This window comes from Arthrobacter sp. FX8, from assembly GCF_026723805.1.
In the GTDB taxonomy this organism is placed as follows: domain Bacteria; phylum Actinomycetota; class Actinomycetes; order Actinomycetales; family Micrococcaceae; genus Arthrobacter.
In genome coordinates, this window is sequence record NZ_CP113505.1 from 1,973,295 (window position 1) to 1,991,171 (window position 17,877).

General features: G+C 68.3%; 15 protein-coding genes and 2 pseudogenes. 8 read left to right on the forward strand and 9 right to left on the reverse strand.

Annotation, left to right across the window (positions count from 1 at the left end):
- Positions 1-36 precede the first annotated feature (36 nt).
- Positions 37-1,146: an LLM class flavin-dependent oxidoreductase gene (locus OUO20_RS09025; RefSeq protein WP_018768350.1), complete on the forward strand. Its 1,110-nt coding sequence runs from the start codon at positions 37-39 to the stop codon at positions 1,144-1,146.
- The gene (locus OUO20_RS09030) at positions 1,146-1,613 is read left to right on the forward strand and encodes a MarR family winged helix-turn-helix transcriptional regulator (RefSeq protein ID WP_018768351.1); all 468 of its coding nucleotides are present in this window, start codon (positions 1,146-1,148) and stop codon (positions 1,611-1,613) included. Before OUO20_RS09025 ends, OUO20_RS09030 begins: the two co-directional genes overlap by 1 nt.
- A gap of 73 nt (positions 1,614-1,686) precedes the next feature.
- On the opposite strand, the gene OUO20_RS09035 is transcribed toward OUO20_RS09030, so the two are convergent.
- Together OUO20_RS09035 and OUO20_RS09040 are read right to left on the reverse strand one after the other, a co-directional pair.
- Positions 1,687-2,493: a transglutaminase-like domain-containing protein gene (locus OUO20_RS09035; RefSeq protein ID WP_134163864.1), complete on the reverse strand. Its 807-nt coding sequence runs from the start codon at positions 2,491-2,493 to the stop codon at positions 1,687-1,689.
- 66 nt (positions 2,494-2,559) lie between these two features.
- The gene (locus tag OUO20_RS09040; RefSeq protein ID WP_268003258.1) at positions 2,560-3,387 is read right to left on the reverse strand and encodes a hypothetical protein; all 828 of its coding nucleotides are present in this window, start codon (positions 3,385-3,387) and stop codon (positions 2,560-2,562) included.
- A gap of 180 nt (positions 3,388-3,567) precedes the next feature.
- Here OUO20_RS09040 and OUO20_RS09045 point away from each other — a divergent pair, with 180 nt between their 5' ends.
- A complete protein-coding gene (locus tag OUO20_RS09045; protein WP_018768354.1) occupies positions 3,568-4,230 on the forward strand; it encodes a DUF1684 domain-containing protein in 663 nt (220 codons plus the stop codon).
- A gap of 86 nt (positions 4,231-4,316) precedes the next feature.
- A complete protein-coding gene (locus OUO20_RS09050; RefSeq protein WP_144599852.1) occupies positions 4,317-4,805 on the forward strand; it encodes a GtrA family protein in 489 nt (162 codons plus the stop codon).
- Positions 4,806-4,819: 14 nt separating this feature from the next.
- On the opposite strand, the gene OUO20_RS09055 is transcribed toward OUO20_RS09050, so the two are convergent.
- The 5 genes and pseudogenes from OUO20_RS09055 to OUO20_RS09075 all read right to left on the reverse strand — a co-directional run bounded on the left by OUO20_RS09055 (position 4,820) and on the right by OUO20_RS09075 (position 10,713).
- The gene (locus OUO20_RS09055; protein WP_018768356.1) at positions 4,820-5,986 is read right to left on the reverse strand and encodes a cysteine desulfurase family protein; all 1,167 of its coding nucleotides are present in this window, start codon (positions 5,984-5,986) and stop codon (positions 4,820-4,822) included.
- 7 nt (positions 5,987-5,993) lie between these two features.
- Positions 5,994-6,910 (reverse strand): annotated as a pseudogene (gene nadC / locus OUO20_RS09060) (carboxylating nicotinate-nucleotide diphosphorylase).
- Entirely contained in the window at positions 6,903-8,705 is a 1,803-nt protein-coding gene (locus tag OUO20_RS09065; protein WP_056387942.1) for an L-aspartate oxidase, read from the reverse strand. The pseudogene nadC and the gene OUO20_RS09065 overlap by 8 nt, the downstream one beginning before the upstream one ends.
- Positions 8,705-10,006 (reverse strand): quinolinate synthase NadA, encoded by a 1,302-nt coding sequence (gene nadA, locus OUO20_RS09070; protein WP_056387944.1) that lies wholly within the window; start codon positions 10,004-10,006, stop codon positions 8,705-8,707. Before nadA ends, OUO20_RS09065 begins: the two co-directional genes overlap by 1 nt.
- Entirely contained in the window at positions 10,003-10,713 is a 711-nt protein-coding gene (locus OUO20_RS09075) for an NUDIX hydrolase (RefSeq protein WP_018768360.1), read from the reverse strand. The genes nadA and OUO20_RS09075 overlap by 4 nt, the downstream gene beginning before the upstream one ends.
- Before the next feature lie 301 nt (positions 10,714-11,014).
- On the opposite strand from OUO20_RS09075, the gene OUO20_RS09080 reads away from it, so the two are divergent.
- The 3 genes from OUO20_RS09080 to OUO20_RS09090 all read left to right on the forward strand — a co-directional run bounded on the left by OUO20_RS09080 (position 11,015) and on the right by OUO20_RS09090 (position 14,066).
- Positions 11,015-12,406 (forward strand): amino acid permease, encoded by a 1,392-nt coding sequence (locus OUO20_RS09080; protein WP_395858339.1) that lies wholly within the window; start codon positions 11,015-11,017, stop codon positions 12,404-12,406.
- 81 nt (positions 12,407-12,487) lie between these two features.
- Entirely contained in the window at positions 12,488-13,315 is an 828-nt protein-coding gene (locus OUO20_RS09085) for an alpha/beta fold hydrolase (protein ID WP_268003259.1), read from the forward strand.
- 103 nt (positions 13,316-13,418) lie between these two features.
- Positions 13,419-14,066 carry a phosphoribosyltransferase gene (locus OUO20_RS09090; RefSeq protein WP_056387950.1) on the forward strand — a complete coding sequence of 216 codons (648 nt, stop codon included), beginning with the start codon at positions 13,419-13,421 and terminating at the stop codon, positions 14,064-14,066.
- Positions 14,067-14,145: 79 nt separating this feature from the next.
- On the opposite strand, the gene OUO20_RS09095 is transcribed toward OUO20_RS09090, so the two are convergent.
- The gene (locus tag OUO20_RS09095; RefSeq protein WP_018768365.1) at positions 14,146-15,480 is read right to left on the reverse strand and encodes an MFS transporter; all 1,335 of its coding nucleotides are present in this window, start codon (positions 15,478-15,480) and stop codon (positions 14,146-14,148) included.
- A gap of 250 nt (positions 15,481-15,730) precedes the next feature.
- Here OUO20_RS09095 and OUO20_RS09100 point away from each other — a divergent pair, with 250 nt between their 5' ends.
- On the forward strand, positions 15,731-16,462 hold the full coding sequence (locus OUO20_RS09100; protein ID WP_056387952.1) for an IclR family transcriptional regulator: 732 nt from the start codon (positions 15,731-15,733) through the stop codon (positions 16,460-16,462).
- A gap of 35 nt (positions 16,463-16,497) precedes the next feature.
- Here OUO20_RS09100 and OUO20_RS09105 read toward each other — a convergent pair.
- A pseudogene (locus OUO20_RS09105) lies at positions 16,498-17,752 on the reverse strand (MFS transporter).
- Positions 17,753-17,877 lie beyond the last annotated feature (125 nt).

A 17,877-nucleotide genomic window follows, 5' to 3' on the forward strand; every position in this document is an offset into this window, starting at 1 on the left:
CCAAGCCCAGCAAGTCCAGGAACGGAAAGGCACGCCATGCAGATCGGTGTTTTCAGCGTCAGCGACATCACCACGGACCCCACCACGGGCCGCACCCCCACCGAGCACGAACGCATCAAGGCCTCGGTGGCCATCGCCAAAAAGGTCGAGGAAATCGGCATGGATGTCTACGCCCTGGGCGAGCACCACAACCGGCCCTTCTTCTCCTCCTCACCCACCACCACCCTCGCGTACATTGCAGCCCAGACGGAACGGATCATCCTCTCCACGGCCACCACGCTGATCACCACCAATGACCCGGTGAAGATCGCCGAGGACTTCGCCATGCTCCAGCACCTGTCCGACGGGCGCGTGGACCTGGTCCTGGGCCGCGGCAACACCGCCCCGGTGTATCCGTGGTTCGGCAAGAACATCCAGGACGGCGTGGAGCTGGCCATTGAGAACTACAGCCTCCTGCGCAAGCTGTGGGACGAGGACACCGTCAACTGGTCCGGCAAGTTCCGCACCCCGCTGCAGAACTTCACCTCCACGCCCCGGCCGCTCGACGGCGTGGCCCCCTTCGTGTGGCACGGCTCCATCCGTACCCCGCAGATCGCGGAGGTGGCCGCTTACTTCGGCGACGGCTTCTTCGCCAACAACATCTTCTGGCCCAAGGAGCACTACCAGCAGCTGATCGGCCTCTACCGCGAGCGGTACGAGCACTACGGACACGGCAAGGCGGACCAGGCGATCGTCGGGCTCGGCGGCCAGTTCTTCATGCGGAAGAACTCCCAGGAGGCAGTAAACGAATTCCGCCCATACTTCGACAACGCCCCCGTGTACGGCCACGGACCGTCCCTGGAGGACTTCACCTCCCAGACCCCGCTGACCGTGGGCAGCCCGCAGGAAGTCATCGAGAAGACCCTGACCTTCCGCGAGCACTTCGGCGACTACCAGCGCCAGCTGTTCCTGATCGACCATGCCGGCCTGCCGCTGAAGACCGTCCTGGAGCAACTGGACCTGTTCGGCGAAGAAGTCCTGCCCGTGCTCCGCAAGGAGTACGCGGCCCTCAAGCCCGCGCACGTTCCCGAGCCGCCCACCCACGCCGGCCGTGTCGCCGCCCTGCTGGCATCGCAGGACGCCGACAAAGCCACCGCGGAGGCGTGATGGCTGCGGGAGGAACGGAATCTCCGGTGCGGCTGGCAGCCGAAACCTGGGAGTCCCTGTTCCGCGCCCAGGTAGCGGTGATGCGCAAGCTGCAGTCCGGGCGGGCTTTCCGGAAGCTGGCGGTCAACGAATACGACGTCCTGTTCACGCTCTCCCGGTGCCCGTCCGGCTGGCTGCGGCTCAACGAGCTCAACGACAACGTGCTGTTGAGCCAGTCCAGCCTGAGCAGGCTGGTGGAGCGGCTCGAAAAGCGGGGGCTTGTGGCCAGAATGCCGGCCCCCGAGGACGGCCGCGGCATCCTGCTGAAGCTGACCGACGAGGGGCGGGAGCTGCAGAAGGAAATCGGCCGCGAGCACGTCCGGGACATTTCCGCGCTGGTGGGTCCCGCCCTGACGGCCGCGGAGCAGAAGGAACTGAAGCGGCTCACGGACAAGCTGCGAAGTTCGCTGGGTCCCCTTCCGCGGTAGCAGGCGGCTTCCCGCTGCCGCATGGGCCGGCCGAACAGGACGGCCGGGCCGGGTGGACAGCCAGGACGGACAGTCAGCCGAGCGCCACCAGCCGGGAGGGATCCTCGCCGGGCAGGTCCCCGTCAACCACGGCCGTGACGCGCAGCTGGTTCAACACCAGGCTTCCACCCACCGTGGAAAGGAACGCCGTGTCTGATGAGTCGCGGCCGGCGGTAATGCGCAGCATCGACTCCCGCGGCGCGAGCCCCGTGGGGTCGATGACGTGCCAGGCCCCCTCCACGTAGGCTTCCGCCACGGCGTGGAAATCCATCGGGCTCAGGCCCGGTGCGTAGACGGCCGCCAGCCGGGCCGGGATGTCCTTGGAGCGGAGCAGCGCGATGGCAAGGTGCGCAAAGTCCCGGCACACGCCGCGCCTGCTGAGGAGGGTCTCCACGGCACCGTCCGTGCCGCGGGAGGAGCCGCTGATGTACCGCAGTTCACCGTTGACCCAGTCGCGGACGGCGCGCACCAGGTCCGCTCCCTGGACCCCTTCGAACTCGGCATAGGCCGTGGGCAGCAGCCGGTCCGACTCGGCATACCGGCTGGGGCGGACGTAGCGGATCCGCTCGGCCAGGGTGGCGTCTTCCGGAACGGCGCGGCCCGTCACCGTGGCGGAATAGTCCACGCTGACGTCGGTGGGTTGGGCAAACTCCATGTAGTGGAACCGGCCGCCGTGGTGGTCGGAAACTTCCGTGAGTGGAACCTCGGCCCCGCCGGCAGTGACGGAGAGGGACTCCGTGAAGGATGAGTAGCCGCTGTTCCGTGCTACGGCGATGGCCATGGCCACCTTGGTGTTGGCGATGGTCCTGAAGGCCAGGCGTGCGGAAACAGAGCGTTCCATGTCTCTCCGGGGGTGTTGGGGGAAGGTAAGTCGCACACCCCGCACTTGTGAGTGCCGGCAGCGGGACTAGTTTTTGACCTTCAGCGACATTAGCATCCGCTGCACGTTGGCGAAGTCAGCGCTTTCGTTGACGTACTGGGCGGCCTGGCCAAGGGTGTCGAAGGCCGTCGCCGGTGCCACTTTCTCATCCGGCGCAAAGGCTTTGAGGGTCACCAGGTCGCCGAACGAGTAGTCCCCCTTGCCGGCCGGACCACGAACCACGTTGCGCAGCCCGCACGCCTGCCCGTCTGTTCCGCCCACCAGGTTGGTGATGCCGTAGGAACCGAAGTAGCGGTACCCCTGGATCACCCGGTAGACCATCCGCGGCGGGATGGTTCCCTCCCCGCCCGGGACGGAGAGCTCAAAAGGCACGCTGCTGATCACGGTGTACGGGTGCCGTGCGTTGTCGGGACAGTCGACGTTCGACGGCGGCAGTCCGGTCCGGAGCGCGGCGACGAAGGTTCCGTCGGGCTTCTTCACCTCAATCTTCAGCCCACCGGGAAGCACGCCTTCCTCGGGCGCCACCGACTGCGCGATCCAGTCCGCCGGCAGGTCGAAGCTCACCGTCCTGGCAGGATCCGAGTATGTCTTCCAGGAGGCGGCGGTGGCCGCCCCCTGCGGCTCGCCGGCAGTTGCGGAGGCAGGGGCCGGGACGGTGCCGCCGGCGTCCGGTGACGCCGACGCCGTTCCGGATGTTGGCCCGGTCGCTGCAGATCCGGAGGTTGCTGCCCCGGAGGTTGCCGGCTGTGCCGTCCATCCCGGGCCGGCCGGTGATCCGGAGCAACCCGTCAGCAGGACCACGGCGGCCACCAGTGACATCCGGGGAAGAGCGCTCAATACTTCCTTGCCTGTCATGGAAGCCAGCCTAATGGCGGCACGGCTCCTCTCCGGGCCGGCACGGCGGTGTTTCCTGCGCTTGCGAACGGTGTTCCGTGGCCCCCTCTGCCGGGCGCCGGCCATCCGTTCCCCCGGGCACATACCCGGCGTGTCGCCGTCGGACGGCTGCCACGCTGCCCGGGGACTAGGCTGGGGGTTATGGCGGAAGAGCAGCACGGCGCAGCCGAAGACAACCCGGCGGACATCTCCGCCCTGGATATCGCCGACTGGCGGCTGAGGACCTTTGCGCTCTACGACACCGTCCGCCGGCTCTCGGTTGAAAGCCCGTCCGAGGCACACTCGTACTGGCGCCACCAGCGTGACATGATGTTCGCCACCCACCCGGCTTCTGCGCTGACCGCCGCGGGCAAGGCGCGCTTCTCCGGGCTGAAGACCGCCGACTACGATCCCATCTACCGGTTCCACGTGCCCTTGACCAAAGAGGGTGCCGGCCGCGAGATGAGCGTCGACACCGGGACCGACGGCGTGGTGCACTTTGTCCGGCTGGGCACCTTCGATTTGCCCGAAATGGGCCAGCTCGCGGTGTGGAAGCTCCACGGGTACGGCGGCGGGATCTTCGTTCCATTCCGCGATGCCACGGCAGGCCAGCCCGGCGGCACCTACGGGGCGGGTCGCTACCTGATCGACACCATCAAGGGCGCCTTCCACGGCGTAGCCGGCACCGGCCCGGGCGCCATGTTCGTCCTGGATTTCAATTTCGCCTACAACCCCTCCTGCGCCTACAACGAGGCCTGGGCCTGCCCGCTGCCCGGGCCCTCCAACCGGCTGGCAGTGGAAATTCCCGTGGGCGAGCTGTACTGACGGATGGCGGTTCGTCCTGGGCGCCCTGTGCGCATCTCCTGCTTGCCCCCTGCCCGCGGCGCTGACCGTCCTGCCGGTGCCGCCGGATGAGGGAGGGACTGTCCGCACCAGCAGTACCGGAGACCAGCACCCGGCGCCTGCCTGCCACCAGGCATTACCGGGGAGTCCTGCGCTATCCGGTCATCCGGCAGTTGCTCCGCTTCTCCGGTGTCGGCGTCATCTGCACCGCTGCATCACTGTGCCTCTACGCGCTGCTGCGGCCATGGCTTGGCGCCCAGCTGGCCAACGCGGTGGCGCTGGTCCTCACGTCGCTCTTGAACACTGCCTTGAACCGCCGGCTGACGTTCAAGATCGCAGGCCAGCAGCGCCGCACCCGTGACCACCTCAACGGCCTGGTGGTGATCGCCGTGGCCCTGGTGATCACCGGCAGCAGCCTGGGTGTGCTGCACTGGTTCAATCCGGAGGCCACCGTGGCGGACGAACTGCTGGCCACCACGTTGTCCGGCTTCCTGGCCACGGCGGTGCGCTTCAGCATGCTGCGGCACTGGATTTTCCGCCGCGCGCGGCACCGCTGACCAGGCAGCGACGGTCAGCGGCCTTTGCCCGCGCCCAGGTTCTTGACACTGGCGACGGCGGCCCGCACCGCGTCCGCAGCCACGTCCAGTTCCTCCCGGGTTACCGATGCGTCGAAACTGAACCGGACCGCTGTCTGCGCCACTTCGGCGGAAATTCCCAGCGCGGTAAGCACGGGCGACGGCGCATCCGAGCCGGCAGCGCAGGCCGAACCGCTGGAGCAGACCACGCCGCTCCGTTCCAGCTCCAGCAGCACAGACTCGCCGCTGGTTCCGGGGAAGCAGAATGATGCTACGGAGGGCAGCCGTTCGGAGGGGTGGCCGGTCAGGACAGCGTCCGGCACCGCGGCCAGCACGGCGGCGATGAAACGGTCCCGCAAGGCGGCCACCCTTGGCTGCTGGCCGGCCTGCCGGCCGTGGGCGAGCGTGAGGGCCGTGGCCAGCCCCACCGCCCCGGCCACGTTTTCCGTCCCCGAGCGGCGGCCTCTTTCCTGGCCGCCGCCGTGAATGACCGGTTCCAGCCGCGTACGGCTCCGGACGAAGAGCAGGCCGCAGCCTTTGGGCGCCCCCAGCTTGTGCCCGGAGATGCTCATGGCGTCCACGCCCAGGGCCTTGGTGTCCAGCGGCAGCCATCCGGCGGCCTGGACGGCATCGGTATGGAAGGGGATTCCGTGGTGGTGGGCGAGTTCTGCGAGCGCGGCGATGGGCTGGACGGTGCCGACCTCATTGTTGGCGTACATGATGCTGACCAGCGCGGTCTCCGGGCACAGCACCCCGGCCAGCGCATCAGGGGTGACCTGGCCGGTTGCGTCGACCGGCACCACGTCCACCACGAAGCCGTGGAAACGCTCCAGGTAGCGCGCGGATTCCTCCACGGCCGGATGTTCGACGGCGCTGATCACCACCCGGTTCCAATGCGGGTTTGCCGCCTGCCGGGCCAGGGCAATGCCCTTGACGGCCAGGTTGTCCGCTTCCGTTCCCCCGGAAGTGAACACGACCTCGCCCTGCCGGCAGCCAAGGACGCCGGCCACCGCTGCCCGCGCCCCCGCGAGCGCCGCAGCTGCCGCCTCACCAAGGGTGTGGTGGCTGGAGGGGTTCCCGAAGGAGCCGGTGAGGTAAGGCCACATGGCGTCCAGTACTTCGCGGCGGACGGGGGTGGTGGCGGCGGCGTCGAGGAAGATCATGGCGTGCTCACCGGGCGGTCAGTTCGACGTCGAGGCCCAGGTCCAGTGCGGCCACGGTGTGCGTCAGTGCCCCCACGGAGATGACGTCCACCCCTGTGGCGGCAATCGCCGCGACGGTGCCGGGGTTGACGTTGCCGCTTGCTTCCACGCGGGCGCGACCGGCCACGAGGGCCACGCCGGCCTTCAGCTCTTCAACCGTGAAGTTGTCCAGCATGATGGTGTCCACGCCGGCGGCCAGCACGGGCTCGATCTGCTCCATGCTGTCCACTTCCACTTCAAAGTGGGTGGTGTGCCCCAGCTGGGCTTTGGCGGCCAGCAGGAGCCCGGTGAGCTTTGCCGGGTCTCCCCGGTCATCACGGCCAGGTGGTTGTCCTTGGCCAGCACCGCGTCGGACAGGCTGTACCGGTGGTTAGCGCCGCCGCCGCACCGTACGGCGAACCGTTCCAGGACGCGCAGGCCCGGTGTGGTCTTGCGCGTGTCGGTGATGCGCGCCCGGGTCCCCTCGGCGAGCCGGACGAACGCGGCGGTCTTGGTGGCGATGGCGGACATCCGCTGGACCAGGTTGAGCGCCACGCGTTCTGCCATCAGCACCGAGCGGGCGCTGCCGGTGACCCTCGCAAGGTGCGTGCCGGCGTCGAACGCTTCTCCGTCCGCCACGAGCAGCTCCACCTGGGTGGCGGGATCCACCAGCTGCATCGCGTCGCGGAACACTGTTGCGCCGCTGAGGACCCCGGCCACCCGGGCATTGAGGACGGCCGTGGCGCGGGCCGAGGCGGGAATGAGCAGTTGCGAGGTGATGTCGCCGGAGGGTGCATCCTCGGCGAAGGCCCGTTCCAGGATCTCCCTGACCGGTGCCGCGGGAAGGGTGAGGTCCAGTGCGGGGCGCAGGGTGGCTGCCTGGTCGATCACGGCGGGTTCAGTCATGGAGCAGGCTCGCTTTCGGGCGCGGAGGGTAAGTGGTTTCAGGGTCTGCGGGATCATCACTGCGGTAGTGCGCCCCGAGGGATTCGCGGCGGCCGAGGGCGCCGTCGACGAGCAGCTGGGCGGCCAGCAGCAGGTTCCGGTCCTCAAGCACGGCAGGGCCGGCAGAGGGCGAGTCAGCATGGGGACGGACGACGGCGGCCCACCGGTCAAGAGTGGAAGCAGCCTCAGCCAACAATTCCCCGGACCGCAAAACCCCGGCATGCGAGGTCATGAGGCGGCGAAGGGCGCCCCGCGAAAACGCCTCCCCGGCCTCCCCGCCCCCGCCGAAGTTGGACGGCAGGCTCCCGAGCGGACCATCTGGCCGGTCCGCCGCGCCTTCTGCGGCAGCACCCAAGGGGACCCGACAAACGTCGACTGAGGGTGCTCCGGAAGCGAGCGTCAAGGGGAGGCCGGCAGCGGCCGAGACAGCGAGCGGAGGAGCGCCGTCAGGCGACACCCAAGGAAGCGCGTCACCACAGAGGAAGTCTTCGACAGCGCGGCGGCCAAAGACGAGTCCTTCGAGGAGGGAGTTGCTGGCCAGCCGGTTTGCCCCTTGGACGCCGGTGCACGCAACTTCACCGGCTGCGTATAGCCCGGGGACGGTGGTACGGGCGTGGAGGTCGGTGGTTACGCCGCCCATCCAGTAGTGGGCGGCGGGTGCGACGGGGACCAGTTCGCGGGTCCAGTCGATACCGGCGTCGAGGGTCTTGCGGGTGAGGGTGGGGAACCGCTGTTGGAGGAACCCGTTGCCCCTGGCCTGTTCGATGGCGCGGGCGTCGAGGTAGACGTGGCCGTTGGGGTCACCGAGTTTGGCGAGGTGGAGGGCGATGCTGCGTGAGACGACATCGCGGGGTGCCAGTTCGGCGTCTGGGTGGTAGGCCTTCATGAAGCGCCGGCCGTTGGAGTCGAGCAGGACGGCGCCTTCGCCGCGGACGGCTTCGGAGATCAGCAGGGGTCCGTCCAGGCGTCCGGGGTGGGCGGTGGCGGAGCTGACCAGGCAGGTGGGGTGGAACTGGAAGAATTCGAGGTCTGCCGTGGCTGCGCCGGCGCGGACGGCGAGCGCCAGGCCGTCGGCGGTGGCCACGGCGGGGTTGGTGGTTTGGGCGAACAACTGGCCGGCTCCTCCGGTGGCGAGCAGGACGGCGTCCACGTCCAGGCTGAGGTTGCGGCCGTCCTGGTGGTATTCGACCCCGCTCACATTCCCGTCGCGGGTGGTGAGGGCTGTGACGTGGGCTTCCGTGAGGAGCGTCAGCTTACCCGCGTCCCGCAGGGACAGGACCGCCTGGATCAGTGCACCGGCGACGCGCGCGCCCGTGGCGTCCCCTCCTGCGTGCAGGATGCGCGGGGCACTGTGTGCTGCCTCGAGCCCAAGGGCCGGGCCGCCGTCGTGCCTTGCGTCACCGTGGCCCGCTCCAGCTGGCCCCGCGTCAAACGCCACCCCGTAGCGCTGGAGGCCGGCGATGTCCTGCCGTGCCTGCGTGCACATCAGCCGGACGGCGTCCTCGTTGCAGTGCCCCGCCCCTGCCCGGAGCGTGTCCGCGATGTGCGCGGCAACGGTGTCCCCCGGCGCAGGTTCGGCGAGCACGGCGGAGATGCCGCCCTGCGCGTACCAGGTGTTGCTGTGCTCCAGTGCGCCTTTGGTCACCAGCACCACGTCGGCGCCGGCATCTGCGGCAAGCAGGGCGGCGTAAAGTCCCGCGATGCCGCTTCCGACGACGGCGAGCCGGCGGGCGGGCGCGTCGGGCCCGCGGCGCATCAGGGCCTCGCAGCGAGCATGCGCTCGAGCGCCGTCCTGGCGTTGGCCTGTACATCGTCAGCCACCGTGATGCGGTTGACGATGCGGCCGGCCACCAGTTCCTCCAGCACCCAGGCAAGGTAACCGGGGTGGATGCGGTACATCGTGGAGCAGGGGCAGATCACCGGGTCCAGGCAGAAGATGGTGTGCTGCGGGTATTCGGCGGCGAGCCGGTTCACCATGTTGATTTCGGTGCCGATGGCGAACGTGGTGGGCTCGGTGGCTGCGGCGATGGCTTTCTTGATGAAGTCGGTGGAGCCGGCGGAATCGGCGGCGTCCACCACTTCCATGGGGCATTCGGGGTGCACGATCACCTGCACGCCGGGGAAATCGGCGCGGGCCTTCTCGATCTGGGCTACGTTGAAGCGCTTGTGCACGGAGCAGAACCCGTGCCAGAGGATCACCCGGGAGTCGAGCAGCGCCTGTTCGTCGTTGCCGCCGAGGTCCTTGCGCGGGTTCCACATGGGCATCTGCCCAAGCGGTACGCCCAGGGCCTTGGCGGTGTTGCGGCCGAGGTGCTGGTCGGGGAAGAACAGCACCCGCTGTCCGCGCTGGAACGCCCACTCCAGGACGGTCCTGGCGTTGGAGGAGGTGCAGACGATGCCGCCGTGCTCGCCGCAGAAAGCCTTCAGGGCTGCGGAGGAATTCATGTAGGTGACGGGGATGACCGGAACCCGGCCGTCGGCGTCGGGCTCGGTGCCGAAGATCTCCGCCAGCTGCTCCCAGCATTCCTCCACGGAGTCCGCGTCCGCCATGTCGGCCATGGAGCAGCCGGCGGCGAGGTTGGGCAGGATGACCGCCTGCTCCGGGGTGGAGAGAATGTCCGCGGTTTCGGCCATGAAATGGACCCCGCAGAAGACGATCGCCTCGGCCTCCGGCCTGGTGAGTGCCGCGTTGGCGAGCTGGAAGGAGTCACCCACGAAGTCGGCGTACTGGATCACCTCGTCGCGCTGGTAGAAGTGGCCCAGGATGACGGCGCGTTCCCCCAGTTCGGCTTTGGCGGCTTTGATCCGTTCGCCGAGTTCGGCGTCGCTGGCCCGCTTGTATTCCTCGGGGAGCTGGCCCTGGCGCGGGGTGGTGGCGGGGGCGGGGTCGGCGCTGGATGCACCCGGGCCGTAGGCGGGGACACCCGCCAGTGCCTCGGCCAGGTCGTAGTCCCAGGGTCCGCTCGCCAGTGCCGGGCTGCAGGTGCTGCGTTCGGCTGCGCCTTTTTCGGCCTGTTCGCGCGTGATCAGCTGGATTGCCGTGTTGACGCTGCTCATGGTGTGCTCCTGTTGTCTGGGTCAAGGCCTGGCCGGCCGGTGTAGCGGTAGAGGCGTGGCGGACGGTGTTTCCCGCCTTGGAGGTATTCCCCGGTTTCTTCGATTTCCGGGGTGGATTTGAGTTGCCGGCGGAAGTTGGCGGGATCCAGTTCGCGGTCCAGGACAGCTTCGTAGACTTCGCGGACCTGGGCCAGGGTGAAGTACTCGCCCAGCAGGTGGTACGCCACTGAGCCGTAGGCCAGCTTGTTGCGCAGTCGCCCGAGGGCGTAGTCAACGATCGCGTTGTGGTCGAAGGCCAGCCCGCCCAGGCGGTCCGCGCGGAACCACCGCACGTTCTCGGATTCGTCGGCGAGCGCAGCCTCCGTGGGCTGGACCAGGGCCCAGTACACGATGGAGACCACGCGCTGCGTGGGTGAGCGGTGCAGGCCGCCGAAGGCGTACAGCTGCTCAAGGTAGCGGGGCGCCAGGCCTGTGGTTTCCCGCAGGTTCCTGGCCGCGGCGTCCTGGAGCGACTCCTCATGGCTGAGGGGGCCGCCCGGCAGTGCCCACAGCCCCTTGAAGGGCTCACGGATGCGCCGCACCAGGGGCAGCCACAGCGTGGGACGGCCCGACGTTTCACTGGGCCGCAGGGCGAAGATCACCGTGGAAATGGCCAGCGACGGCGGCGCGGCCTGCCGCTCAGACACGTTTGCCGAGCTGTAGTACACGTTCCACCGCCTCTCGTCGTGCCCATCGCCGGATGCGGCGGTTCTTCAGAGTTATGGTCAACTTGACCAAAACTAATTCTACGACCAGCAGCGCAGGAAAGGGAAATGTTTCTGCTGCCGCCTGGGGACGCCGGAACGGTCCAGGGTCAAGGGCGCGCCCGCCCTTCTCCCCTGGCGGTTCTTCCTACCGTTTTTGGGCGGCTCCTCGAAGCCGGTAAATTCAAAAGGTCCCACAAGGACCCCCGGACCATCCGGACCGGACTGTCGAACCAGCTCCAGAAGGTGCACCATCCCAATGACGATGAAGTCTGGCCGGACCATGTCCGCCGCAGCCCCGCCCAAGACGCCGGCAAGCCACAGCATGAAGCCGCGCCAGCTCACCATGATGGGGCTGGGCAGTGCCATCGGCGCAGGCTTGTTCCTGGGATCGGGTGCCGGGGTCCAGGCCGCCGGACCGGCAGTCCTCATCTCCTACCTGGTGGCCGGCACGCTGATCATCCTGGTGATGTGGGCCTTGGGCGAAATGGCGGCCGCCAACCCGAACAGCGGCGCCTTTTCCGTTTACGCCGGGCGGGCCATGGGGCGTACGGCCGGGGCCACCATCGGATGGCTGTGGTGGCTGCAGCTGGTGGTGGTGATCGCAGCCGAGGCACTGGGCGCCGCCGGGCTGCTGTTCTCCGTCTGGCCCATGATCCCGGTCTGGGCGCTGGCGCTGCTGTTCATGGTGGTGTTTACCGGCATCAACCTGGCCGGTGTCCGGAACTTCGGTGAGTTCGAGTTCTGGTTCGCCATCCTCAAGGTGGCCGTCATCGTGCTGTTCCTTGCAGTGGGGGCCGCTTTGCTCCTGGGGCTGCTGCCCGGCGTCGACTCCCCGGGAGCCGGAAACCTTACCGGCAACTTTGCTCCCCAGGGTCTGGGCGGCGTTGCGGCGGCCCTGTTCGTGGTGATCTTCGCATTCGGCGGAACGGAAATCGTCTCGGTGGCCGCGGCCGAAACCGAGGACCCGGAACGCAGCGTGGGCAAGGCCATCCGGACCGTGGTGTGGCGCATCCTGGTGTTCTACATCGGCTCTGTCTTCGTCATCGCCGCGGTCCTCCCCGCCACGTCCAGCAGCCTGGCCTCGCCCTTCGCCGGGGTGCTGGATGCGGCCCGGATCCCCGGTGCGTCCACCGCAATCACCTTGGTGGCCGTCGTCGCACTTCTCTCGGCACTGAACGCCAACCTCTATGGGGCGTCCCGCATGGTGTACTCCCTGGCGCAGCGCGGTGAAGCGCCGCGCATCCTGACCCGCCTCAACGGCGCCGCCGTGCCCCTGGCCGCAGTGGCGGTGTCGGTGGCCTTCGGCTTCATCGCCACCGTCCTGGAGCTGTTGTTCCCGGACCGGATCCTGCCCGCCCTGTTCCAGCTGGTGGGATCGACATGCCTGGTGGTCTGGGGCAGCGCCCTGGTCTCCCAGTTGATCCTGCGCCGCCGGGCAGACCGGGACGGAATCCCGCTTCCGCTGCGGATGAAGGGCTTTCCCGGCCTGACCATCCTGGGCCTGGTCCTCCTTGGGGTGATTTTCGCCGTCGGCCTCAGCGCGGAGAGCAGCCGGGTGCAGCTTTTCAGCACCTTCGCCCTGGTTGCCGGCATCGCGCTGGCGTGTGCTGCCGGGGCCCGCCTCACCGGCAGGGACCAGCCTGCCAACAGGTAGAGTGGTGCGTACCTTTCCAAGGAAGACGCACCGACGCGCCGGGCCCGCCCAGGCGCCGTACCTGATTGGGGAACTGACACCATGAGCGGCAGGCACACCGGACAGCAGCACGCGCACACCGTTGAAGGCACCGACCCCCAGCTGTATGTGGCGGTCCATGAGCCCGCAAACGATGCCGGCCTGCGGCCGGTCCTGCTGCTGCACGGCTTCTCCTCCTCCTCCAAGCTCAATTGGGAGGACACCGGCTGGGTGTCGGCGCTGCTCGAGGCCGGCCGCCGGGTCATCACCGTGGACCTTCCCGGCCACGGCCGCAGCGGCGCGCCGGAGGACCGTGACTCCTACTCCCCCAGCAGGATCAGGGCGGACCTGCTCCAGGCGGCGTTCGACGCCGGCGTCCACCCCCTGCAGGACGGCGACCCTTCCAGCGGGCTGGACGTCGTGGGCTACTCCCTGGGATCCAGGCTCGCCTGGGAGTTCGCCGCAACCCAGCCCGAGCTGGTGCACCGGCTGGTGCTCGGCGGCCCCAACGACTCCGACCCCCTTGCTGCATTCGACCTCATCGCCGCCCAGGACTACCTTGCGGACGGGACACCGATCCAGGACGAATCAACCGCCCAGCTCCTGAAGATGGCATTGCTGCTGCCGAACAACAACATCTTCGCGCTGCTGTCCCTGGTGGAGGCCATCAAGGCCGAGCCCTACGACCCTGCCGAGGCAGTCCCCCATGTTCCCATGCTGCTGGTGGCGGGCGACAAGGACGAACGCGCCGCGATCCTGCCCAGGCTCGCCGCGCTGGCCCGCGGCGCCGGTTCCATGGTCGAACAGCTGGTCCTCCCGGGCCGGAACCACACCAACGCCATCACCAGCAGGGCCTTCAAGCAGGCCGCGATCTCGTTCCTGTCCGTCTAGGCAGGGCCCGGGTCTTGCTGGAAAGCCTGGCCCCGGGCTGAAACCGCCAGGGCATCCAGCAGTACGCTGGGGGCAGGCAGGCCGCAGTTGCCGGGAGGGACAGATGGGTACGCGTTTCGAAGACCGCACTGACGCCGGCCACCGCCTGGCCGCTGCGCTTGGACAGTTCCGGGAACAGCCGGGCACCGTGGTCCTGGGCCTGGCGCGCGGCGGTATTCCTGTCGCCGCGGCTGCAGCGGCTGCCCTCGGCCTGCCCCTGGGCGCCGTCCTGGTGCGCAAGCTGGGTATTCCGGGTCACGAGGAAACCGCCTTTGGGGCGCTGGCCTGGGCGCAAGGGCGCACGGTCCGGTTGATCAACAAGCCGTTGCTGGAACGCGTCCTTGACCACGGCGTGCAGCAGGAATGGCTGGATGACGTTGAGAGGCGCGAACGGGACGAACTGCTCCGCCGGGTGGAGCTGTATCCGGGAACCGGCATCGACGTGGCGGACAGGACCGTCCTCCTGGTGGATGACGGCCTGGCCACGGGCGCTACGATGCGTGCCGCCGTCGAAGCCATGCGGGAGGGCGGCGCGGCTGCCGTGGTGGCGGCAGCTCCCGTGGGATCGATCGACGCCGAAGCCTCGCTTGAGCGGGTGTGCGAAGCCGTGGTGTGCCTGCACCTGCCGGGAAGATTCCGGGCTGTTGGAAGCTATTACCGGCACTTTGGGCAGTTGAGCGACGACGACGCGGTCAGGCTGCTGGCGCACTAGGCCGCCCGGAAGCACAGCAGGCCCGGACCTTGCGGTCCGGGCCTGCTGTCCTGCCCACGTCGTCCGGGGGCGATGGGGATCAGTGGTGGTTGCTGACGCCCAGCGGGCGGCCCTTGGTTTCCTTGGCCAGCACCACGCCGACGGCCGAAATGACGCAGAGGACCATGATGTAGATGCCGATCGAACCGGTCCACTTGGTGGCCTGCAGCAGTGACTCGGCAATGGTGGCCGCGAAGGCGCCGCCCAGGATGGCGCCGAAGGCGTAGCCGATGGAGATGCCGGAGTACCTGACGTTGGCGGGGAACATCTCTGCATACATGGCCGACATGGGACCGTAGGACAGGCCCAGGCCGATGGTCAGGACGAACAGGGCGACGCCGTAGAGCAGGATGTTCTTGGTGTCGATGAGGGCGAACATGGGGATCATCCAGGCAAAGACGATGGCGTAGCCGGTGAGGAAGGTCTTCACGCGGCCGATCCGGTCCGACAGCCAGCCGCCCACCAGGGTGAAGATCAGCCAGCCAAAGGACGCAAGGGTGGTGGCCAGGAGGATCTGCGGGGTGGGCATCTTCAGGGTCTTGGTCGCGTAGGAGATGAAGAACGCGATCAGCAGGTACCCGGCGGCGTTGTTGCCGATGAAGATCAGGGTGGAATACAGGACGGGCAGTTTGTGGTTCCGGATCAGCTCGCCCAGCGGCGCCTTGCTTTCCTTCTTCCGCAGGGCCATCTCCTGGAAGACGGGGCTCTCGGCGACTGCGCGGCGGATCAGGTAGCCCACCACGATCAGGACGATGGAGAGCAGGAACGGCACGCGCCAGCCCCATGCCGCGAAGTCTTCCTTGGACATGCCGGTGTTGAGGAAGTAGAGCAGGCCGGTGGCCAGGATCATGCCTACGGGTACGCCGATCTGCGGGTAGGCTCCGAACAGGCCGCGGCGGCTGATGGGTGCATGCTCAACAGCCATCAGGGCGGCGCCGCCCCATTCCCCGCCGGCCGAGAAGCCCTGGATGACGCGCAGCAGGATCAGCAGGATGGGAGCCCAGGCACCGATCTGCGCATACGTGGGGAGCATACCGATCAGGGCCGTCGCGGCGCCCATCATGACCAGGGTGAAGACCAGCATCGCCTTACGCCCCAGTCGGTCGCCCAGGTGTCCGGCGACAACAGCGCCGAGCGGGCGGAACAGGAAGCTGATGCCGATGAGGGCAAACGAGAGGATCTGCGCCAGGCCCGGGTTGGACTCGTTCAGCGGTGCCAGGAACAGCGGCGACAGCAGCGTTGCGGTCAGCTGGGCAAAGATGAAGAAGTCGTACCACTCGATGGTGGTGCCGACGAGGGTGCCGGCGAGGACCTTGCGTTCCTCCCGCCGGCTGCTGGGACCGGCGGGGGTATCCACCTTGGAAGGTGTGGTCATTGAAACTCCATTGTTTATTGGGCAGCAGTGCCACCCGGACGCCTTCAGAATTACCGACAGAACGGTCAGTTAGTTAGTAGGGTACTACGGAATTGTGATGCGGGACACGGGGTGCGGATTTTTTCAAGGGGATGTGCCCGACATTGAGTTCTATATTCGAACTGCGAGTTCGTATAGAGGACAATACCCGGTGCGCCCGGATGAGACAAGAGTCACGGCAGGCCGCGCGTTCGCCCCTAGGATGGATTTCATGACACCTCCAGCAGCCGCAGCCCGGACGGCGGAGCCGCAGGCTTCGCCGTCCCAGACCCTTTCGCGCGGCATCCGCGCCCTTGAGATCCTGGCAGCTGCCCCGGGCCCGCTGACCATCGCCGAACTGGCCGACGCCATGGGTGTCCACCGTTCGGTGGCCTACCGGATCCTGCGTACCCTGGAAGACCATTCCCTCCTGGTGCGTGACGATGCCGGACGGGTCCAGCCCGGCCCCGGCCTGGCAGTCCTGGCCCGGGGAGTATCGCGCAACCTGCAGAGCGCCGCCCTTCCCGAGCTCACCCAATTGGCGAACTCGCTGGATATGACGGCGTTCGTTGCGGTGTGGGACCACCATGACTGCATCACGCTCGTCACGGTTGAGCCGCGGCATTCGGGCGCCACCGTGGCCCAGCACCCTGGTACGCGCCACCCCATCAACGCAGGCGCGCCGGGTATCGCCATCCAGTCGGCCCTGTCCGAAGCCGAGTGGGACCGCTTGGATACGGGTATCCCCTACCGTCCGGAGGCGTCGGAAGCGCGGAGGAGGGGTTACTCAGCCAGCCATGACGAGGTCATTGCCGGGGTTTCCTCGCTGGCAGCCCCTGTCCGGGTGCCCGGCGGGCGCCCGGCCGCCCTCGCCGTCGTCTACATCCGTTCCGCCCATGATCCGGAAACGGTGGGGGCGGCCATCGCCGCAAGCGCCGCCAGGATCGAGAGCCAACTGGCGTAGCGGCGGGAGGGCGGCAGGCTGGCATCGAGGCCCTGTCAGGTCCTCCGGCGGAGCACGACGGCGGCCCCGGCCCCAAGCAGCGCCAGCGCTGCCGCCGCGCAGACCGGGACAAGGAACGCCGCCGCCGGGCCGTGGAGTTGGGCCAGCTGTCCCCCAATCGAGGACCCGATGGCCGTTCCGGCGACAATACCGCTGGCCAGGGCGGTCATGACCGTGCCAAGCCGGCCGGCGGGAGCCACCTGTCCGCCCACGGCGAAGACCGTGACCATGACCGGACCCACCGGGAGTCCAAGGACCAGCAGGACCGCCGCCATCATGGGCAGCGATGCCGGCACCAGCAGCAGGACCGCCAGCCCCGCCATCAGGGCTGCGCACAGCACCCAGCGCAGTGCCAGGCCGGCGCGCCGCGGCCAGTAGGCAACCGAGAATGCCGCCACTGCAGAGCTTAGGCCCATCACGGCGTACAGCAGGCCCGCAATTTCCGTGCCTGCGAGCCCCGCAGAGAAGGCGCTGAGGGCGGCCTGGGTGGAACCGAAAAAGGTCCCCATGCAGACCATGGCCAGAACCGGCAAGGCAACGACCCATGGCAGCTTCACGGGTTGTGCCCTGCCCGTGCCCTTCCTGCGGACGGGACGACCGGTGGCAGGTACGGCGCCATGGGTAGGGTGCACCGCGAAGGCAGGGACAAGGGTGATGGTCATGGCCGCTGCCAGCGCCAAGGGAAGCCAGGGCGCCACGAGGCTGGCCAGGATTCCCACCAGGGCCGGCCCCAGGACAAACGTCAGTTCATCGGCCGTGCTCTCGTAGGAGAGCGCGGTGTCCAGCTCACGGGCAGCGCCACCGGACGGCGCCGACGGACCTGCGGCATTGGCTGTCAGCGCCATCCACCTGACCCGGGCCAGGGGTCCCACCTGGGGGCAGGTGGCGCCGGCGGCGAAGGCGGCCACCAGGACGGCGGGCGGGAAATCCCCGCCTCGGATGTGGTGTTGGCGATGAAGACCAAGGCCAGCACCGCCACGGTGTTGAGCAGAGCGGACAGGAGCAGGACGGGCCGTTGTCCCCGCCTGTCCGCCAGGGCTCCGAGCACCGGAGCTCCGAGCGCGGAGCCGAGGCCCACCGCGCCGGCCGCGGCCCCGCCGGCGGCGAAGGAACCCGTGACCGAGGTGACCAGGGTCAGCGTGCCCATGGCCAGCATGGCCAGGGAAGCCGCGCAAAAAGTCCCAAGGGAATGAAGCTTCTGCCGGCGAGCTGCGGCAGCCGGGAAAAACGCCCCCTCGCTGCCCGTTCCATGGAGTCCGGGCTGGAGGTTTCCTGCTCTGCGGCGGTGCGGGCAGGAGTGTCGGGGGTGGTTGAAGGAGTAGTTTGTGGTGTCAATTCCGGGCTCGTTCAATAGGTGCGCATCGTCCCTCCTCCCG